The organism is Acidovorax sp. NN32 (assembly GCF_057597245.1).
In genome coordinates, this window is the sequence record NZ_CP199679.1 from 617,233 (window position 1) to 636,822 (window position 19,590).

Genomic DNA, 19,590 nt, shown 5'->3' on the forward strand with positions numbered 1-19,590 from the left:
TCTGTCTGAATATTTGCTTGCATAGCCGCTCGATTTTGGTAAAAATTCCGAAAACCTCGCGGTTTCCATAAATTATTCGGTCAGGTGAAGAATATGCCGGCAATTTTCAATGCGCAAGCCCGCACACAGCGCAAAGGGGCGGTGGCCATGGCACTGCTGTTGGTCTACATCGTCTGGGGCACTACCTATTTCGCCATTGGTATTGCGCTGCAGAGCATGCCGCCGCTGCTGATGAATGCGATCCGCTTTCTGTGTGCAGGGGGGGTGATGCTGCTGATTGCGTTGTGGCAAGGCCATGCATTGCCCACGTGGGTGCAATGGCGCAACTCGGCGGTGGTGGGCGGCTGCATGGTGTTTCTGGCCATGAACCTGATGGGTTTTGCACAAAAGCTGGGCATTGGCTCGGGCCTGATGGCCACGGTGGTCACCACCATGCCGATGTGGCTGGCGCTGTGGTCGCGCTGGGGCGGTGAGCGCGTGCCGTTCACCAGCTGGATCGGTCTGGCCCTGGGCGTGGTGGGTGCGCTGCTGCTGGCGCTGGAGGGCGACTTTTCAGCCACCTGGCTCGGTGCGCTGCTGGCCTTTGGTGCACCTCTGTGCTGGAGTGTGGGCTCGTATGCATCGCGCAAGCTGTCGCTACCTGCGCCCGCCATGGCATCGGCCGCGCAGTGGTTTGCGGGGGGCGCCATGGGGCTGGTGGTGGCGTTGTGGTTTGAGCCGCTGTCGGCCCTGGGCCAGGTGAGTGCCAAGTCGTGGGCGGCGTGGGTCTATCTGCTGGTGTTTGGCACGCTGGTGGCGCTCAATGCGTATCTGTGGCTGCTGCAGAACACGTCGGCGGCGCTGGCGGGCAGCTATTCGTTTGTGAACCCTGCGGTGGCGCTGCTGGTGGGCGTGGCGCTGGGCGGCGAGCTGCTCACGGGCTGGGTGTTTGCCGCGCTGCCGTTGATTGGGGCGGCGCTGGCGTTCATTCTGTACGGGCAAGCGCTGCAGCGGTGGCTGGAAAAGCTCAGTCCGGGATTACAGCGGTTGCTTCAATCTCGATCTTCGCGCGCTCTTCCATGAGCCCCGCCACCTGCACGCAGGCCATCGCCGGGAAGTTCTTGCCCAGCACCTCACGGTAGACCGCCCCCAGCTCCTTCAAGCGGCTGTTGTATTCGTTGCGGTCGGTCACGTACCAGGTCAGGCGCACCAGGTGCTCGGGGCCCGCGCCGCCAGCCTCCAGCACCGCCCGCACGTTCAGCAGCGTCTGCCTCGTCTGGTCGATGAAGTCATCGCTCTCAAACTGCTGCTGCGCATTCCAGCCGATCTGGCCGCCGGTAAAGACCATGGTGCCGCGCGCGGCCACGCCGTTGGCGTAGCCCTTGGGGGTGACCCAGCCTTCGGGCTGCAAAAGGGTGTTTTTCATCATGTTGTTTTTGTTGAAGAAGAAGGTGCCGGCACCGCGCCCTGGCGCAGCTTGAAGCGCTGCAGCTTGCCGGTTTCGGTGCGCGGCAGGGCGGTCACAAACTCCACCACGCGCGGGTATTTGAACGGGGCGATGGTGGCTTTCACATGGTCCTGCAGCGTCTTGACCATGGCGGCATCGCCTGTGTGGCCGGGCTTCAAGACGCAGATGGCTTTGACCACCATGCCGCGCTCCTCGTCGGGCACGCCGATCACGCCGCACTCGGCCACGGCCGGGTGGCGCAGCAGGGCGTCTTCCACCTCAGGGCCGCCCACGTTGTAGCCGGCGGTGATGATCATGTCGTCATCGCGTGCCTGGTAGAAAAAGTAGCCGTCAGCGTCTTGCGTGAACGCATCGCCCGGGTAGTTCCAGCCGTCCTTCACGTACTTGGCCTGGCGCGGGTCGTCGAGGTACTTGCAGCCCGTGGGGCCGATCACCGCGAGCTTGCCCACGGTGCCGCGTGGCACTTCACGGCCGTCGTCGTCCACCACCTTGGCGGTGTAGCCGGGCACCACCTTGCCGATGGCGCCGCGCCGGCTCTCACCGCCGGGCGAGGAAATGAAGATGTGGAACATTTCGGTGGCGCCAATGCCGTCCGTCATGTCGAGGCCGGTCGCCTCCTTCCACAGCTGGCGCGTCGCGTCCGGCAGGCCTTCGCCCGCGCTCACGCTGGTGCGCAGCTGGGGCAGGCCGATCTGCTTGGCAAAGGGGGCCATCTGCCGGTAGAAGGTGGGGGCGGTGTAGCAGATGGTCACGCCCGCATCGCGCATCAGCCGCACCATGGTTTCGGGCGTGTAGGGCTGGTCGGGGAAGTACACGCTGGCCCCGGCCCACATCGGAAACACCAGCAAGCCGCCCAGGCCAAAGGTGAACGCCAGGGGGGGCGAGCCCGCCACGATGTCATCGGGCGTGGCCTTGAGTACATGGCGCGGCCAGGCCTCGCAGCCTGCCAGCACGTCGCGGTGGGTGTGCACGGCAGCTTTGGGCGCGCCGGTGGTGCCCGAGGTGAAGGCCATTAGCGCGATGTCGTCCGCCGACGTGGGGCAGGGCGGCGTTGTGCCGGGTTTGCCCTGCGCGCGCTGCAGCAGGTCGGCCGCATCGGGCGCTGTGTGGAAGGGCACGATGGTGGCGAGCACGGGGTGCTGCGTCTGCGCGGCTTGCAGCTCGGCCAGCAGGCGGCCGTCACACAGCGCCAGCGTGGGCTGGGCACGGTCGATGATGCTGCCCAGCTCCACCGCGCGCAGCAGCGGCATGGTGGCCACCGCCACCAGCCCCGCGTAGACGGTACCCAGCCAGGCCAGCGCCATCTCCACCGTGTTGCCGCCGCGCAGCAGCACGCGGTTGCCGGGCACGAGGCCGTGGTCCTGCGTCAGTACCTCGGCAATGCGCGCGGCCTCGGTGCGGGTGTCGCGGTAGGTATATGTTCGGTGCGGGCCGCGCAACAGGGGGCGGTCGATGTGGCCCGCACGTTCGGCCTGGTCGAACAGCGCCTGCACCAGGTTGGCCTGGTTGGCGATCTGCAGTTCGGGCAGGTCGTAGCGCAGTGTGGGCCAGGCCTCGGGTGCAGGCAGGCGGTCGTGCACGAAATGGTCGGGCTGGGCGGAGGGGGCTTTCATGCGATTACTCCTGCAAAACGGCCTTGCCGATGATGAGCTGCTGCACTTCGGTGGCGCCTTCGTAAATGCGCAGCGAGCGGATGTCGCGGTACAGCGATTCGACCTTGCTGCCCACCTCCACGCCGCGCCCGCCGTGCAGCTGCAGCGCCATGTCGATCACCCGCTGGGCGTTTTCGGTGGCGGTCATCTTGGCCATGGCCGCTTCAGCCGTGACGCGCGTGCCGCCGCGCTTCTCGCCTTCATCGCGCAGCCAGGCCGCACGGTAGGTGAGCAGCGCGGCGCTGTCCACCAGCGCGGCCATCTCGCCGATCTTGGCCTGCGTGAGCTGAAAGTCCGCCAGCGTCTGGCCGAACATGCGGCGCTGGCGGGCGTGGTGCACGGCCTCGGCCAGTGCGCGGCGCGCCATGCCCAGTGCGGCGGCGGCGACGGATGCGCGGAAGATGTCGAGCGTGCGCATGGCCAGCTTGAAGCCGCCGTTCTCGTCGCCCAGCAGCGCGGTGGCAGGCACGGCGCATTGGTCGAACTGCAGCGTGGCCAGCGGGTGCGGCGCCATCACGTGGATGTGGCGTGAGGTATCGAGCCCCGGCGTGTTTGCATCCACGATGAACGCGCTGATGCCGCGCGTGCCCCCGGCCGGGTCGGTCTTTGCGAACACGCAGTAGAAGTCGGCAATGCCGCCGTTGCTGATCCAGGTCTTGGTGCCGGTCAGAGAATATGAGACTTTTTGGCCACTAACGCTTGATGGATAAGCGCCAGTAGCTATTGTTTGCATAGCGCCCACGTCAGAACCCGCTTCGGGTTCGCTCAATGCGAATGCCGCAATCAGCTCACCGCGCGCCACGCCCTGCAGGTAGTGCGCCTGCTGCGCCGGGCTGCCCGCCAGCGTGATGGCCCCGCTGCCCAGGCCCTGCATTGCAAACGCAAAGTCCGCCAGCGGCGAGTGGTAGGCCAGTGTCTCGCGCAGCAGCACCAGCGCGCGCGAGTCGAGCGCGGGCAGGGCGCCGCCGTGTGCGGCGGGCACGCAGTAGCGCAGCCAGCCGCCTGCTCCTAGGCGCTGCACCCAGTCGCGGCAGGCGGCGCGGTCATCGGTTTCATCGACCTGCTGTGCGGCCGCCCAGGGCACCAGGCCCTCGGCCAGCGCGCGGTGGGCGTCGTCAAAAAAGGGCAGGGCCAGGTGCGCAGTGGAGGGCGGGCAGGGGGCGGGGGGCGTTGCGACGTGCATGGGTTCAATCTCCCTGGAACACGGGCTTTTGCTTGGCGGCAAACGCCTCGTACGCACGCCGGAAGTCTTCGGTCTGCATGCAGATCGCTTGCGCCTGCGCCTCGGCCTCGATGGCCTGCTCGATGGTCATGCTCCACTCCTGGCTCAGCATGGTCTTGGTCATGCCGTGGGCGAAGGTGGGGCCATCGGCCAGCGCGCGCGCGGTGGCCTGCACGTTGGCCAGCAGGTCAGCGCTCTCATACAAATCGTTGAAGAAGCCCCAGGCGAGACCCTCGTGCGCTGTCATCGCTCGGCCGGTGAACAGCAGCTCGCTGGCGCGGCCCTGGCCGATCATGCGCGGCAGCAGTGCGCAGGCGCCCATGTCGGCGCCGGCCAGGCCCACGCGGGTGAACAAGAACGCGGTCTTGGTGGCCTCGGTGCCGTAGCGCATGTCGCAGGCCAGCGCCATCATCGCACCCGCACCGGCACAGATGCCGTCGATGGCGCCCAGCACGGGCTGCGGGCAGGCGCGCATGGCTTTCACCAGGTCACCCGTCATGCGCGTGAACTCCAGCAGCTCGGGCATGGTCATGGTGGTGAGCGGGCCGATGATCTCGTGCACGTCGCCGCCTGAGCAGAAGTTGCCGCCCGCACCCGTGACAACGATGGCTTTCACATCGGTGGCAAAGCGCAGCGCGTAGAAGAAGTCGCGCAGCTCGGCATAGCTCTGGAAGGTGAGAGGGTTCTTGCGGTCCGGGCGGTTGAGCGTGACGGTGCCCACACCATCGGCAAAGGTCCAGGCAAAGTGCTCGGCCACATAGCTGGCTTGCGGGTTGAACTGCTCGCGCATGGGGTTGCTCGCCCCGATGAAGTGTTTCATTCGGCTGTCTCCAAAGAATTGTTTTGTGTGTGTTCTTTCACCTTGCCCAGCAGGCGGTACAAGGTGCTGATGTCGCGCTCGCCCAACGAGGCGAAGGCTTCGACGATCCATTGCTCGTGCTGGCGCGCCATGGTGTTGAACTGCTCGCGGCCTTGCGGCGTGAGGCGCACCAGGTACGCACGGCGGTCGCCTTCCACGTCCATGCGCTCGACCAGCCCCTCGGCCACGAGCTGGTCGGTGATGCCGGTGATGTTGCCGCTCGTCACCATCATGCGGCGCGAGAGTTCCTTCATCTTCATGCCGTCCGGCGCGCGCTCCAGCTGCGCCATCAGGTCAAAACGCGGCAGCGTGGTGTCGAACTGCGCGCGCAGGTGGCTGCGCACCTGTTTTTCGATGAGCTGGGTGCAGGTGAGCAGGCGCAGCCACAGGCGCAGGGCCTCGGGATGTTCGCTGGGGGCGGCGCCGTGCAGGCGGGCTTCGAGGTCCATGGCTAGCCTTCTTCCTCGGATGCTCTGTTTTTGGTAGCTGCTTGCGCTTGATTGGCCTGCGCAAGGAGCTGCTTTTGCTTGGATATCTCGCGCAGCATCTGGTCGCGGCCGCTGGTGTACTGCACAGGCCAGTCGGTGTGCGCTGCGGCCACGGGGCTCAGCTGTGCGGCGGCATGCAGCGTCCAGGCCGGGTCGGCCAGGTGGGGGCGCGCGATGGCACACAGGTCGGCGCGGCCGGCCGCGATGATGCTGTTGGCGTGGTCGGCCTCGGTGATCGCGCCCACCGCCATGGTGGCAATGCCCACCTCGTTGCGGATGCGGTCGGCAAACGGCGTTTGGTACATGCGGCCATACACCGGGCGCGAGTTGCGCGTGGTCTGGCCGGAGGAGACGTCGATCAGGTCGGCGCCGGCGGCCTTGAACAAGCGCGCGATGGCGATGGCGTCGTCGGCGGTATTTCCATCGGGGAGCCAGTCGTGCGCGGAGATACGCACGCTCATCGGCTTGTCGGCGGGCCACACGGCGCGCAAAGCAGTGAACACTTCCAGCGGGTAGCGGCAGCGGTTCTCCAGGCTGCCGCCATAGTCGTCCGTGCGCTGGTTGGTGGCGGGACTGATAAAGCTGGCCAGCAGGTAGCCGTGCGCGCAGTGCAGTTCCAGCCAGTCAAAGCCGCAGGCCACGGCGCGGCGGGCGCTGTCCACAAAGGCGGCGGTCACGCGGTCCATGTCGGCGCGGGTCATGGCGGCAGGCGTCTGGTTCTGCGCGCCGTAGGCGAGGGGGCTCGCGGCCAGCAGGGGCCAGTTGCCCGCGTCCAGCGGCTCATCCGTGCCTTCCCAGCCGACGCGGGTCGAGCCCTTGGGGCCGCTGTGGCCCAGCTGCAGGCCGATCTTGGCCGTGCTGCTGCCGTGCACAAAGTTCACGATGCGCGCAAAGGCGGCTTGCTGTGCGTCGTTCCACAGGCCGGGGCAGGCGGGGGTGATGCGGCCCTCGGGCGTGGGGCTGGTCATCTCCACCATCACCAGCGCGGCGCCGCCCAGGGCCCTAGCGCCCAGGTGCACCAGGTGGAAGTCCTGCGGCACGCCCTCGACCGCGCTGTAGGTGGCCATGGGCGAGACGACGATGCGGTTCTTGAGCGTGAGGCCTTTGAGCGTGAAGGGCGTGAGCATGGGCGGAATCGCGGCCTTGCCACCCGCGAGCCAGGCCTCATAGCCCTCCAGCCACGCGGCATCGCGCAGCCGCAGGTTCTCGTGGCTGATGCGCTGGCTGCGCGTGAGCAGCGAGTACGTGAACTGCTCCACGGGCATGCCGGCGTAGCGCGCCACGTTCTCAAACCACTCGGTGCTGTTGCGCGCGGCGTTCTGGATCTTCAGCACCTCCACGCTGCGGCGCGCTTCATAGTGCTGCAGCACCTCGTCAATCGGCAAGCCCGTGGCGAATTCGTTGGCCAGGTCAATGGCGTCTTCGAGCGCGAGCTTGGTGCCGCTGCCAATCGAGAAATGTGCGGTGTGCGCCGCGTCACCCATCAGCACGATGGGCACCTGCTTCCCGCCGATGGTCTCGCGGTGCACCCAGGTGTTGCAGATCACGCGCGGGAAGCGGATCCAGTTGGCCGAGCCGCGCAGGTGCGTGGCGTTGCTGATGAGCGCGTTGCCGTCCAGGTATTTGGCAAACAGCTTTTCGCAGAATGCAATGGCCTCGGGCTGCTGCATCTGGTCGAGACCGTGCGCCTTCCACACCGCTTCGGGTGTCTCGATGATGAAGGTGGAGGTATCGGCATCGAACTGGTAGGCATGCGCCTGGAACCAGCCATGCTCAGTCTGCTCGAAAGCAAACGTAAAAGCATCCAGCTTTTTGTGTGTACCCAGCCAGACAAAACGGCACTCGCGCAGGTCGATATCGGGCTGGTAGGTGGTAGCGTAGCGGGTGCGGATGCGGCTGTTGAGGCCGTCGCTCGCAATCACCAGGTCGGCGTTGTACTCGGCGGCCAGCGCCTGGTCGTCGGCCACATCGGTCTCGAACACCAGCTCCACGCCCACCGCCAAGCACCGGTCCTGCAGGATGTTGAGCAGCCGCTTGCGGCCGATGCCACAGAAGCCGTGGCCCGTGGAGCGCACGCTGCGGCCCTTGAAAAACACCTCGATGTCGTCCCAGTGGTTGAACGCATCGCCGATCAGGGCTGCCGTGGGCGCATCGGCCGCCTGCAGGTTGGCCAGCGTCTGGTCCGACAGCACCACCCCCCATCCGAAGGTGTCGAACGGCCGGTTGCGTTCGACCACCGTGACGCGGTGCGCGGGGTTTTGCTGCTTCATGAGCAGGGCGAAGTAGAGACCGGCGGGCCCACCGCCAATGCAGAGGATGTTCATGCCAAAATAGTTTAGGCTTAAACAAAATGCTGTCAATGGGGCCTTCCCGGCGAAACCCCTGATGCCATTGCGGGGTGTTGACGCAGTGCAGCAAATTTCTCAAGATGCGCCGCATGAAGCACTTGCTGCACACCTTGGAGGGGCGGCTCGCGGCCTTGCCGGTGCCGATGGCCGTCCAGTTGCCTGCGGGCCAGCAACTGGGCGCGCCCGAGCCTGCTGTAACGCTGCGCTTTCGTGACCGCATGGCACTGTTGGCGCTGGCCACGGGCGAGATCGGCAATGTGGGGGCTGCCATCGTCGAGGGGCGCGTGGCGCTGGAAGGCGGCATGCGCGACCTGATGGCCGCCGCTGCGGGCCTGTTGACCCGCGACCCGGCCCGCGACCAGCACCACGGCTGGTGGCAGCGGGTGCTGGCACGCGCGCGGTCGATGGCGGTGCACACGCTGGCGCATGACGCGCGCCATGTGCAGTTCCATTACGACCTGTCGGACGACTTCTACGCGCTGTGGCTGGACCCGCGCCGCGTGTATTCGTGTGCATACTACCGGTCCCCAGACCTGACGCTGGCCCAGGCGCAGGAGGCCAAGCTCGACCACATTTGCCGCAAGCTGCAGCTGCAACCGGGGGACCGGTTTCTGGACATTGGCGCGGGCTGGGGTGGCCTGCTGCTGTGGGCGGCCGAGCACTACGGTGTGGATGCCACAGGCATCACGCTGTCGCGCAACCAGCACGCCCATGTGCAGCGGCGCATTGAAGAGCGTGGGCTGCAGGGGCGCGTGTGCATGCAACTGGTGGATTACCGCGAGCTGCAGGTGGAGCAGCCCTTCGACAAGATCGCCTCGGTGGGCATGTTCGAGCATGTAGGCCGCGCGCAGATGCAGCGCTACTTTGAGACGGTGGCGGGCCTGCTGCGGCCCGGAGGGCTGGTGCTGAACCACGGCATCACAGCGGGGGGCGCAGACAACGCGCAACTGGGCGCGGGCATGGGTGACTTTATCGAGCAGTACATCTTCCCGGGCGGCGAGCTGTTGCATGTGAGCACGGTGCTGCACGACATGGCCCGCGCAGGCCTGGAGATGGTGGACACCGAGAACCTGCGCCCACACTACGCGCGTACGCTGTGGGCGTGGTCCGACGGGCTCGAAGCCCAATTGCCTGCGGCCCGTGAGGTGCTGGCCGCACAGGGTGGGGCGCAGCAGGGTGATAAGGTCTTGCGTGCATACCGCCTGTATCTTGCGGGCAGTGCCCTGGGGTTTGAGCGCGGCTGGATGGCACTGCACCAGATGCTGGCCATCAAGCCTGACGGAGATGTGGCCACCGGGGCCATGCCCGGCGCACAATCAGGCTATCCGTTCATTCGCGATTACATCTACCGCAGCTGAGTCTGCTTCTTCCACGAAAACGCTTCTCCATGCTCTACAAATTCAAATCCCGCGCCGCAGCCGATCTGATCATGCTGGAGCCGCAGGGCCGCCAGGTGGTGACCATCATGGGCAAGACACCCGGTGCCAGCGGCATCGTGACGGCCGCCCAGATCCCTGCCGCCATCGCTGCGCTGGAGTCCGCCGTGGCGTCCGAAGAGGCTCAGCAGGCGTCCGCAGACGCGGGTGGAGAGGACGAGGCCAGTGCGGAAGACCGCGCTGAGGCCGTGCGCCTGCGGCAGCGGGTGGCACCGCTGATCGACATGCTCAAGCGCAGTGCGGCGGCGGATGTGGACGTGGTCTGGGGCGTGTAGCGCCTCGTCTTTTGAGCCAGTGGGCTGCGGGCAGCTTCGTTCGCGGCGCATCTTCACGGCAGCCCCCTGCAGGTTTCTTCTTTCTCGTGCAACCCTCCAATGACCCGCGACCTTTCTCCGCTGGCCGTCGTCCAGGCTCAGCTGGACGCCTACAACGCCAAGAACATCGACGCCCTGTTGGCGACCTACGCCGAAGACGCGCAGCAGTTTGTCCTCCACGGAGAACGGCTTGCGCAAGGGCATGCCGAGATGCGCCCGCGCTTTCTGGCGCGCTTTGCCGAGCCCGACCTGCATGCACGGCTGCTGTCGCGCACGGTGGTGGCGAATGTGGTGGTGGACTGCGAATTGATCACGCGCAATTTTCCCGAGGGCCTGGGGACGCTGGAGATGCTGTGCGTGTATGAAGTCTTGAACGGGCGCATCCAGCGCGCCTCGTTTGCCACGGGTGAAAAGCGCCTGCAGCCCGCGCAGGCAGCCATCACGGGCTGACCCGCAGGCCCGCCACCACGGCAAGAGGTCAGTCCACCTTCGCCCCCGACGCCTTCACCACCTGCGCCCACTTCTTGTGTTCGTTGTCGATGTGTTTGGCAAACTCGGCGGGTGTGTTCCCACCCGGAATAGCGCCTTGCGCCACCAGCCGTTCTTTCATCGCCGGGGTGGCCAGTGATTTGGCCACTTCCTGCTGGATGCGGTTCACGATGTCCTGGGGCGTACCCGCCGGGGCAAGCAGGCCGAACCAGGAGCTGGCCTCGTAGCCCTTGAGGGCCGGGCCTCCGGCCTGCTCCACTGTGGGAACGTCGGGCAGGGCGCTGGAGCGCTCTGAACTAGTTACGGCCAGAGCCGTGAGCTTGCCCGCTTTGATCTGCGCCATCGACGAAGGCAGGTTGTCAAACATCACGTCGGCGTTGCCCGCCACCATGTCCATGAGCGCGGGGCCGGAACCCCGATAGGGCAAGTGCAGCATGAAGGTGCCCGTCATGCTCTTGAACAGCTCGCCTGCCAGATGGATCGATGTGCCGTTGCCGCTGGAGGCCATGTTCATCTTGCCGGGGCTGGCCTTGGCGACGCGGATGAAATCCTGCACGTTGGCGATGCCCTGGGCCTTGGCCTTGTCGGCATTCATCACCATCACATTGGGCACCGCAGCCACCAGCGTGACGGGGACAAAGTCCTTGATGGGGTCGTAGGGCAGCTTGGCGTACAGCGCGCGGTTGATGCCGTGCGTGCCCACGGTGCCCATCAGCAGCGTGTAGCCGTCCCCCGGTGACTTGGCGACGATGTCGGCGCCCACATTGCCGCCAGCACCGGCGCGGTTGTCCACAATGAACTGCTGGCCAAACGCGCGCGAGAGTTCGGGCGCCATAGCGCGTGCCAGGATGTCGGTGGTGCCACCGGGGGCAAAGGGCACGACGATGCGTACGGGCTTGGTGGGCCAGGTGCTGGCTTGTTGTTGGCCGTGCGCAAGGGGCAGCAGGGCGGCGCAACCCAGGGCGGCGCAGGCCAGTGCTGCAACGGTGCGGCGGCGTGGATGGGGGCGTGTTGTCATGGCGGGGGCGTCCTTTCGCAGGTGTTTCGTATGCATGCAAAGCTTTTTACGCGGCGCGGCGCGATCCGTGCAGATGGATTACCCCAAGGTGGTGGCGCCGAGCTCGATGGCAGGCACAAAAAAGCCGCCTCGGCCAAGGCCGAGGCGGCTTTTCCATCAATGGCTGGAAGGGAAAAACTGATCAGTCTGCGTAGGTGCCTGCAGCCTTGATCACAGCGCCCCATTTGTCGATCTCGGCCTGTACAAACTTCTTGTGTTCAGCGGGTTCCATGCGCTTGTCGGTGACGACCACCGCGCCCAGGCCTTCTTGTTTCTTGATGAACTCGGGGTCCTTCAGTGCAAGCTTGAGGGCTTCGTTGATCTTGGTCACGACGGGAGCTGGCGTGCCCTTGGGCGCGTACAGGCCGTGCCAGATGCTGACGTTGAAGTCCTTCAGGCCCGACTCCGCCAGGGTGGGCAGGTCCTTCAGAGCCGGGGTGGTCAGGCGCTTGGGCGTGGTCACGGCGTAGGCCTTGACCTTCTTGCCTTCGATCTGTGGCGTGGTGTTGGTGGTCTGGTCGCACAGCAGGTCGATCTGGCCGCCAATCAGGTCGGTGATGGCGGGGGCCGTGCCCTTGTACGGCACGGGGGTCATGTCCACCTGCATGGCGCTCTGGAACATCAGGCCACACAGGTGCGACGCAGCGCCCAGGCCGGCATTGCCCAGGTTGATCTTGCCCTTGTTCTGCTGAATCCAGGCGGTGAGCTCCTTGAAGTTGTTCGCGGGCATGGTGGGCCGAGCGATCAGCGTCATGGGCACATCGTTGACCATGCCCAGGTATTCAAAGTCGTTGGGCACGCTGAACGACAGCTTGCGGTACAGCGCGGGCATGGTGGACATGCCAATGTGGTTGAGCAGCAGCGTGTAGCCGTCCGGTGCAGCGCGGGCTACGCGGGCTGCACCGATGGAGCTGCCGGCGCCGGCCGTGTTGTCCACCACCACAGTAGCACCCAGGGGCTTGCGCAGTGCTTCGGCCAGGTCGCGCGCCACGCGGTCGGTGGGGCCGCCCGCAGCAAAGGGAACCACGATGGTGATGGTCTTGTCCTTGGCGGGATAGTCTTGGGCGCTGGCGCCAAAAGCGGTGGCTGCGGCCGCAGCGATCAATGCAAGTTTCAGCGTTGTTTTCATGGGTCTCTCCTGTGAATGACGGGCCATGATAGCGAGGGGGGTTTGCGGGAACATTGCGGATATTACGTAGCACACAGGGGGCATGGTCTTTAACAAAAAGACGTCTGTAGCGCTTGTCTATAAAGCGCTGAATGCTACTGAATTGTGAGCAATGCTAGGGTAAACACTGCGCTATGACACCGCGCAAAGCGGGCACTTTTTGCGCTGACGCAAACCTTTGGGCGGAGCGGGAAGGGCCCACGTTTGCGCATTGACAGCACGCCCATGCCGCTCATCACCGAGACAGGCATGACCCGATGCCAGCGCCACCGTGGAACGCTTTGCCAAGCCACGGGCGGCGTTTCCGTTGGGGATAGAGGAGCTGCAGCCCCTGGCAGCTGCGGCTAGGCGCCGCAGGGCGCCATGGCGGAGGCTACTTATAGCTCCGCGCGTCCTCGATCACCTTGCCATCGTTGGGCAGCGTGCCAGGGGCCACCATCTGCACGTCGCCCCGCAGCTTGGTCACTTCGCGGATCGCGTCCGAGAGCTGGTGTGCCAGGCCCTCGGCGGTCTCCACGGTTTCCACCTGCAGCACCATCTGGTCGTTGGCCATCTCGCCGCTGACCACCAGGCGTGCGCGCAGCACCTGCGGAAAACGCTGTGCAATCGTGGCCACCTGGCCGGGGTGCACGAACATGCCGCGGACCTTGGTGGTCTGGTCGGCCCGGCCCATCCAGCCCTTGATGCGGGTATTGGTGCGGCCCGTGGGGCACTGCCCTGGCAGCACGGCCGACAGATCACCCGTGCCAAAGCGGATCAGCGGGTAGTCGGGGTTGAGCGTGGTCACCACCAGCTCGCCCACCTCGCCCTCGGGCACCGGGTCGCCGGTGCCGGGGCGCACGATCTCGACGATCACACCTTCATCGAGCACCAGGCCTTCGCGGGCCGAGGTTTCATAAGCAATCAGCCCCAGGTCGGCCGTGGCGTAGCACTGGTAGCCCGCGATGCCGCGCTCGGCAAACCACTCGCGCAGCGATGGCGGAAAGGCCTCGCCCGACACCAGCGCCTTGGTCACCGTGGGCAGCGTTACACCCATCTCGGCGGCTTTTTCGACAATGATCTTGAGAAAGCTGGGCGTGCCGATGTAGCCCGCAGGTTGCAGTTCGGCCATGGCCTGCACCTGCTGCTCGGTCTGCCCCGTGCCGCCTGCAAACACCGTGCAGCCCAGAGCGTGTGCGCCGGTTTCCATCATCGAGCCCGCGGGCACGAAGTGGTAACTGAAGCTGTTGTGGATCAGCTCACCGGGCCGAAAGCCTGCGGAGTGGATGGCGCGCGCCATGCGCCAGTAGTCGCGCCGCGTGCCTTCGGGTTCGTAGATGGTGCCGGGGCTGGCAAACACACGCGGCATGGCCGCGCCAAAACCCAGCGCGCTGAAGCCGCCAAACACGTTGGTCGCGCGGCCTGCCTGCTGGCGCTCCAGCAACTCGTACTTGCGCGTGACGGGCAGCTTTGCCAGGGCTGCGCGGCCGGTGATGGTGGTTGCATCCACGCCAGCCAGGATGCCGGCAAATGCGGGCGATGCCTTCTGGGCATGGGCGATCTGCTGCGGCAGCGCCGCCATCAGCGCCGCTTCGCGCTCTGCGGGGCTGCGCGTTTCCAGGGCGTCATAAAACGTGCTCATGCCTGGGGTTCCTTGTGAGGTGGTTTGAAGTGAAATTGGCCTCTGGCGCTCATCCATAAAGCGCAAGCAGCTATGAAATTGAGAGTGAATTTGTCCGAGGTCCGAAAATGAGCACTGCCCTGGCCGCCCGCGATGCCTCACCAGCGCACCCGTGGAACTGGCTCTGCCAGGCCACTGGGTGCGTCCCCCTGAGGGGGAAGGCGCGCAGCGCCACAGGGGGCTCCTCAAGCCAACCAGCGCTTGCGCCGCTTGTAGCTTTTGACATCCTTGAAACTCTTGCGCTCGCCGCCGCCCACGCCCAGGTAGAACTCCTTGACGTCCTCGTTGTTGGCCAGGTCGCTCGCTGCGCCGTCCATCACCACGCGGCCGCTTTCCATGATGTAGCCGTAGTCGGAATACTTGAGCGCCATGTTGGTGTTCTGCTCGGCCAGCAGGAAGGTGACCTTTTCTTTGGTGTTCAGGTCCTTCACGATGTTGAACACCTCCTCCACGATCTGCGGCGCCAGGCCCATCGAGGGCTCGTCCAGCAGCACCATGCTGGGGTTGGCCATGAGCGCGCGGCCGATGGCGCACATCTGCTGCTCGCCACCCGAGGTGTAGGCGGCCTGCGAGGTGCGGCGCGTCTTGAGGCGCGGAAAGTAGTTGTAGACCTTCTCCAGGTTGGCTGCGATCTCGGCCTTGCTGGTGCGGGTGTAGCTGCCCGTCATCAGGTTCTCTTCAATGGTCAGGTGGGCAAAACAGTGGCGCCCCTCCATCACCTGCACCACGCCACGCTGCACCAGGTCCGCGGGCGAGAGGTTTTCGATGCGCTCGCCGCGCAGCTCGATGGAACCCTTGGTGACCTCGCCCCGCTCGCCCTGCAGCAGGTTGGAGATGGCGCGCAGCGTGGTCGTCTTGCCCGCCCCGTTCCCCCCCAGGATGGCCACGATGGAGCCCTGCGGCACCTGCAGTGACACGCCCTTGAGCACCAGGATCACGTGGTTGTAGATGACCTCGATGCCGTTGACGTTGAGAACGATATTGCTGTTGGAGTCCATGGTGTTGCCTTCCTGTACCAATCCAAAGAGCTGTTGCACAACCCTTTGGATTGGCGGCTGCCAAAGAGGCAACCGCTGTTCACTGGCCCTTGAACCGGTCGCTGCCCAGGCCAGGGCCACCGCGCAAGTGCCGCCCCGCCGCGCTGGTGGCGTCCCCCTTCCCGCAGCGCGAAGCGCTAAGAGAGAAGGGGGAAGCGGCAAAGCCGCTCAGGGGGATGTGCTTAGCTCTGGCAGTCCGCAGCGTCGCGTCGCGTCATCTTCTTGTCGGCCAGGTACTTGTCCGCACCGGCCTTGACCATGGGCTTCAAGATCTGCTCATCGGCCTGGTACCAGTCGGACGAGAAGTTGAACTTCTTGCCGTCCCAGGTGTGCACGCGCGCCCAGGTGGAGCCCATGTGGTCGGCGCAGCTGGTGGACAGGGGACGCATCACGTCCTTGAAGCCCAGCGCATCGAGCTTCTTCTGGTCCAGGGCCAGGTTTTCCATGCCCCAGCGCACTTGTTCGCCGGTCATGACCTTGCCCTTGCCAAAACGCTCCTGTGCGCGGCGCACCGATTCGACGGCCAGCATCTGGATGATCACGCCGCGCGTGTACAGCACCGAGCCCACTTCGTCCTTGGGCCCTGTGCCCTGGCCCTTGTCGTGAACGTTCTTCAGGATGTCCTGGATCACCTTGGGCTGCTGGCCCGAGGTGTTCAGTGCCAGCGCGTTGTAGCCCTTCGCGCCTTCGCCCACGTCACGCACATCGGGCTCGGCACCCGCCCACCACACGCCATACATCTTTTCGCGGGGGTAGCCTGTGGCCTGGGCTTCCTTGAGGGCGGTGGAGTTCATCACACCCCAGCCCCACAGCAGCACGTAGTCAGGGCGGCTCTGGCGCACTTGCAGCCAGGTGGCTTTTTGTTCCACGCCGGGCGCGGTCACGGGCAGCATCTGCAGCTCAAAGCCGTGCATCTTGGCGCGCTCTTGCAGCAGCGGGATGGGTTCCTTGCCAAACGGGCTGTCGTGGTACACCAGCGCAATCTTCTTGCCCTTGAGCTTGTCCAGGCCGCCATTGGCCTTGCCGATGTGCTGGATCAGGATGTCGGCGCCGGTCCAGTAGCTGCCCATGAACGGAAAATTCCACTTGAACGCCTGGCCGTCCTGCGCCACCGACAGGCCGTAGCCCAGCGTCATCAGCGGGATCTTGTCCACGGGCGCTTTTTCGGTCAGCGCAAAGGTGATGCCGGTGGCCTGGGGGTCGAACAGAGACACGCCAGGGCGGCTCTTGAGGCGTTCGTAGCATTCCACGCCACGGTCGGTGGCATAGCCGGTTTCGCATTCTTCAAAGGTCAGCTTCACACCGTTGATGCCGCCGTCGCGGGCGTTGATCATCTTGATGTAGTCCTGCTTTCCGTTGGCCCATGGCACACCGTTGGGTGCGTAGGGGCCTGTGCGGTAGGACAGCAGCGGGAAGAACTGCTCCTTGGCTTGTGCGAGGGCGCTCGTCGCAATGGACGAGGCACCGGCAGCAACCACCGCAGCGGCGATCACGATTTTCGAAAGCTTCATGGATGTCTCCTTTGGATGAATGTGTTGAAGCACGGGAAAAACTGGCAGGGGATCAGTGGGGGAAAGGCCAGAGGCGGAGTTTTTGTTTGGCGGTGGACCACAGCTTGGCCAGACCATGGGGCTCCACGATGAGGAACCACACGATCAGTGCGCCGAAGATCATCAGCTCGGCATGCGAGACACCGGCGGTGGACACCTCGATGCCAAAGATCCCCATGAAGGCCGGCAGGAACTGGTTGAGCACGATGGGAAGCACCACGATGAAGGCCGCACCAAAGAAGCCACCCATGATCGAGCCGAGCCCGCCGATGATCACCATGAACAGCAGGCGGAACGAAATTTCCACCGAGAAGGCCGCAGGCTCCCAAGCGCCCAGGTGCACAAAGGCCCACAGTGCGCCGGCCATGCCCACAATGAACGAGCTGACCGCAAACGCGCTGAGCTTGGCGTACATGGGGCGGATGCCGATCACCGCCGCAGCCACGTCCATGTCACGGATGGCCATCCACTCACGCCCGATGGCGCCGCGCACCAGGTTCTTGGCCAGCAGGGCCACCACCACCAGGATGGCCAGGCAGAAGATGTACTTGCTGGTGGCGCTTTCGATCGGCATGCCCAGCACCTGCAGGTTGGTGACCGACACCGAGCCCGAGTCGGAGTTGTTGGTAAACCACTTGATGCGCAGGAACATCCAGTCGCTGAAGAACTGCGCGGCCAGCGTCGCCACGGCCAGGTACAGCCCCTTGACGCGCAGGCTGGGCAGCCCGAACAGGATGCCGAAGAACGTGGCGCACAGCCCGCCCAGGATGAGCGCGGGAATGAGCGGCATGCCGGGGAAACGCACGAAGAAGTTGTAGGCCCCGTAGGCGCCCACCGCCATGAAGGCGCCCGAGCCCAGCGAGATCTGTCCGCAGTAGCCCACCAGGATGTTCACCCCCAGGGCCGCCAGCGCCATGATGACGAAGGGGATCAGGATGGCACGGAAGATGTAGTCGCTGGCCAGCATGGGCACGGCGATGAAGGCGATGGCCAGGATGATGCCGATGGCAATGCGGTCCTGCGCGATCGGAAAGATCTGCTGGTCAGCGCGGTAGCTCGTCTTGAACTGGCCGTTTTCGCGGTAGAGCATGGAAGTCTCCTGTTCTTGTTGTTATGGGTTACACGCGGTCGATGATCTTTTCTCCGAACAAACCTTGCGGTCTGAACAGGAGGAACACCAGCGCCAGCACATACGCAAACCAGATCTCGATGCCCCCGCCCACGAACGGGCCCAGGTACACCTCGGAGAGCTTTTCGCCCACGCCGATGATCAGGCCGCCGATGATGGCGCCGGGTACCGAAGTCAGGCCGCCCAGGATCACCACCGGCAGCGCACGCAGGGCCACCGTGGTGAGCGAGAACTGCACCCCGAGCTTGCTGCCCCAGATCATCCCGGCCACCAGGGCCACCACACCTGCCACGCACCACACGATCACCCAGATGCGGTTCAAAGGGATGCCGATGGATTGGGCCGCCTGGTGGTCGTCGGCCACGGCGCGCAGTGCGCGGCCGGTAGAGGTTTTCTGAAAGAACACCGACAGCAGGGCCACCAGCGCAGCGGCAATGGCGGCAGCAATCACGTCTTCCTTGTTGATCAGGATGCCGCCCTGGAACACCGTGTCAAAAGCAAAAATGGGCTCCTTGGGCATGCCCACGTCGATCTTGTAGATGTCGCTACCAAACAGCGTCTGGCCCAGGCCTTCAAGAAAGTACGTGATGCCCAATGTGGCCATCAGCAGCGTGGCACCTTCCTGGTTGACCAGGTGGCGCAGCACCAGCTTTTCAATCAGCCAGGCCACCACGAACATGATGGCGCCCGCAATCACGAAGGCGGCCAGGTTGGCCACGATGGGGTTGTCGATGCCGGTCCACTTGGGGATCCATTCGGCAAAGCGGGCCATGGCCAGCGCTGCAAACAGCACCATCGCGCCCTGCGCGAAGTTGAACACGCCCGAAGCCTTGTAGATCAGCACAAAGCCCAGCGCCACCAGCGAATACAGCATGCCGGCCATGAGGCCGCCGATGAGGGTTTCCAAAAAGAATGCCATGAGTTGTTCTCCCGATCAGTGGCTTGTGCCCAGATAGGCACTGATCACGTCTTCGTTGTTGCGCACTTCGTCGGGGCTGCCGTCGCCGATCTTCTTGCCGTAGTCGAGCACCACCACGCGGTCGCTGATGTCCATCACCACGCCCATGTCGTGCTCGATGAGCACGATGGTGGTACCGAATTCGTCGTTCACATCGAGGATGAAGCGGCACATGTCCTGCTTTTCTTCCACGTTCATGCCGGCCATGGGCTCGTCCAGCAGCAGCACCTGCGGCTCCATGGCCAGGGCGCGGCCCAGGTCCACGCGCTTTTGCAGGCCATAGGGGAGCTGGCCCACGGGCGTCTTGCGAAACGCCTGGATTTCCAGGAAGTCGATGATGTGCTCGACGTACTCGCGGTGGCGGATCTCCTCGCGCTCGGCCGGGCCGATACGCAGCGCCTGCATCAGCAGGTTGCTTTTGATCTTGAGGTTGCGGCCGGTCATGATGTTGTCGATCACGCTCATGCCCTTGAACAGTGCCAGGTTCTGGAAGGTGCGCGCCACGCCCATCTCGGCCACCTGGCGCGAGTTCATGTGCGAGAACGTCTTGCCCCGGAAGGTGATCGAGCCGTCCTGCGGCGTGTACACGCCGTTGATGCAGTTGAGCATGGAGCTTTTGCCCGCGCCGTTGGGGCCGATGATGGCGCGGATCTCGTGCTCTTTCACGTTGAACGAGATGTCGGTCAGCGCCTTCACGCCGCCAAACCGCAGGCTGATGTTCTTGACGTCCAGGATGACGTCGCCGATCTTCTTTTTGGTCATGGTGGGGTGTTGCT

General features: G+C 64.9%; 18 protein-coding genes. 4 read left to right on the forward strand and 14 right to left on the reverse strand.

The features are described from left to right. Positions 1–93 precede the first annotated feature (93 nt). Positions 94–1,062, forward strand: a complete 969-nt coding sequence (locus tag ACT89O_RS02940) for an EamA family transporter (protein ID WP_487261766.1) — start codon at positions 94–96, stop codon at positions 1,060–1,062. On the opposite strand, the gene ACT89O_RS02945 is transcribed toward ACT89O_RS02940, so the two are convergent. From ACT89O_RS02945 to ACT89O_RS02970, 6 genes are read right to left on the reverse strand one after another with little or no spacing between them, the layout of a single operon-like run. Then, on the reverse strand, positions 1,007–1,405 hold the full coding sequence (locus ACT89O_RS02945) for a RidA family protein (protein ID WP_055400021.1): 399 nt from the start codon (positions 1,403–1,405) through the stop codon (positions 1,007–1,009). The two genes, ACT89O_RS02940 and ACT89O_RS02945, sit on opposite strands and share 56 nt — an antisense overlap. Beyond that, positions 1,405–3,060, reverse strand: coding sequence for an AMP-binding protein (locus tag ACT89O_RS02950; protein WP_487261767.1), 1,656 nt, complete (start codon positions 3,058–3,060; stop codon positions 1,405–1,407). Before ACT89O_RS02950 ends, ACT89O_RS02945 begins: the two co-directional genes overlap by 1 nt. 4 nt (positions 3,061–3,064) lie before the next feature. Then, positions 3,065–4,282 carry an acyl-CoA dehydrogenase family protein gene (locus tag ACT89O_RS02955; protein ID WP_487261768.1) on the reverse strand — a complete coding sequence of 406 codons (1,218 nt, stop codon included), beginning with the start codon at positions 4,280–4,282 and terminating at the stop codon, positions 3,065–3,067. A gap of 4 nt (positions 4,283–4,286) precedes the next feature. Continuing rightward, the gene (locus ACT89O_RS02960; RefSeq protein ID WP_192420975.1) at positions 4,287–5,141 is read right to left on the reverse strand and encodes an enoyl-CoA hydratase family protein; all 855 of its coding nucleotides are present in this window, start codon (positions 5,139–5,141) and stop codon (positions 4,287–4,289) included. Further along, positions 5,138–5,629, reverse strand: a complete 492-nt coding sequence (locus ACT89O_RS02965) for a MarR family winged helix-turn-helix transcriptional regulator (RefSeq protein ID WP_121507724.1) — start codon at positions 5,627–5,629, stop codon at positions 5,138–5,140. The genes ACT89O_RS02960 and ACT89O_RS02965 overlap by 4 nt, the downstream gene beginning before the upstream one ends. Positions 5,630–5,631: 2 nt before the next feature. Further along, complete coding sequence (locus ACT89O_RS02970) at positions 5,632–7,992, reverse strand: bifunctional salicylyl-CoA 5-hydroxylase/oxidoreductase (protein WP_487261769.1); 2,361 nt, start codon at positions 7,990–7,992, stop codon at positions 5,632–5,634. Between the two features lie 113 nt (positions 7,993–8,105). Here ACT89O_RS02970 and ACT89O_RS02975 point away from each other — a divergent pair, with 113 nt between their 5' ends. The 3 genes from ACT89O_RS02975 to ACT89O_RS02985 all read left to right on the forward strand — a co-directional run bounded on the left by ACT89O_RS02975 (position 8,106) and on the right by ACT89O_RS02985 (position 10,216). Then, entirely contained in the window at positions 8,106–9,374 is a 1,269-nt protein-coding gene (locus ACT89O_RS02975; RefSeq protein ID WP_487261770.1) for a class I SAM-dependent methyltransferase, read from the forward strand. Between the two features lie 29 nt (positions 9,375–9,403). Beyond that, positions 9,404–9,727, forward strand: coding sequence for a DUF1840 domain-containing protein (locus ACT89O_RS02980; RefSeq protein ID WP_121422116.1), 324 nt, complete (start codon positions 9,404–9,406; stop codon positions 9,725–9,727). Positions 9,728–9,826: 99 nt separating this feature from the next. Continuing rightward, entirely contained in the window at positions 9,827–10,216 is a 390-nt protein-coding gene (locus ACT89O_RS02985) for a nuclear transport factor 2 family protein (RefSeq protein ID WP_426306218.1), read from the forward strand. Between the two features lie 28 nt (positions 10,217–10,244). Here ACT89O_RS02985 and ACT89O_RS02990 read toward each other — a convergent pair whose 3' ends face one another. From ACT89O_RS02990 to ACT89O_RS03025, 8 genes are all read right to left on the reverse strand, one after another. Continuing rightward, positions 10,245–11,273: a Bug family tripartite tricarboxylate transporter substrate binding protein gene (locus tag ACT89O_RS02990; protein WP_487261771.1), complete on the reverse strand. Its 1,029-nt coding sequence runs from the start codon at positions 11,271–11,273 to the stop codon at positions 10,245–10,247. Between the two features lie 181 nt (positions 11,274–11,454). Beyond that, entirely contained in the window at positions 11,455–12,441 is a 987-nt protein-coding gene (locus ACT89O_RS02995) for a tripartite tricarboxylate transporter substrate-binding protein (RefSeq protein ID WP_121422117.1), read from the reverse strand. A 412-nt stretch (positions 12,442–12,853) separates the two neighbouring features. Further along, entirely contained in the window at positions 12,854–14,101 is a 1,248-nt protein-coding gene (locus ACT89O_RS03000) for a phenylacetate--CoA ligase family protein (protein WP_431151701.1), read from the reverse strand. A 224-nt stretch (positions 14,102–14,325) separates the two neighbouring features. Then, positions 14,326–15,138 (reverse strand): ABC transporter ATP-binding protein, encoded by an 813-nt coding sequence (locus ACT89O_RS03005; protein ID WP_055400025.1) that lies wholly within the window; start codon positions 15,136–15,138, stop codon positions 14,326–14,328. A 221-nt stretch (positions 15,139–15,359) separates the two neighbouring features. Next, entirely contained in the window at positions 15,360–16,688 is a 1,329-nt protein-coding gene (locus ACT89O_RS03010; RefSeq protein ID WP_121422119.1) for an ABC transporter substrate-binding protein, read from the reverse strand. A 52-nt stretch (positions 16,689–16,740) separates the two neighbouring features. Beyond that, the gene (locus ACT89O_RS03015; protein ID WP_055400013.1) at positions 16,741–17,817 is read right to left on the reverse strand and encodes a branched-chain amino acid ABC transporter permease; all 1,077 of its coding nucleotides are present in this window, start codon (positions 17,815–17,817) and stop codon (positions 16,741–16,743) included. 28 nt (positions 17,818–17,845) lie between these two features. Next, positions 17,846–18,775: a branched-chain amino acid ABC transporter permease gene (locus ACT89O_RS03020; protein ID WP_055400015.1), complete on the reverse strand. Its 930-nt coding sequence runs from the start codon at positions 18,773–18,775 to the stop codon at positions 17,846–17,848. A gap of 15 nt (positions 18,776–18,790) precedes the next feature. After that, positions 18,791–19,576 carry an ABC transporter ATP-binding protein gene (locus ACT89O_RS03025; protein ID WP_055400027.1) on the reverse strand — a complete coding sequence of 262 codons (786 nt, stop codon included), beginning with the start codon at positions 19,574–19,576 and terminating at the stop codon, positions 18,791–18,793. Between the last annotated feature and the right edge of the window lie 14 nt (positions 19,577–19,590).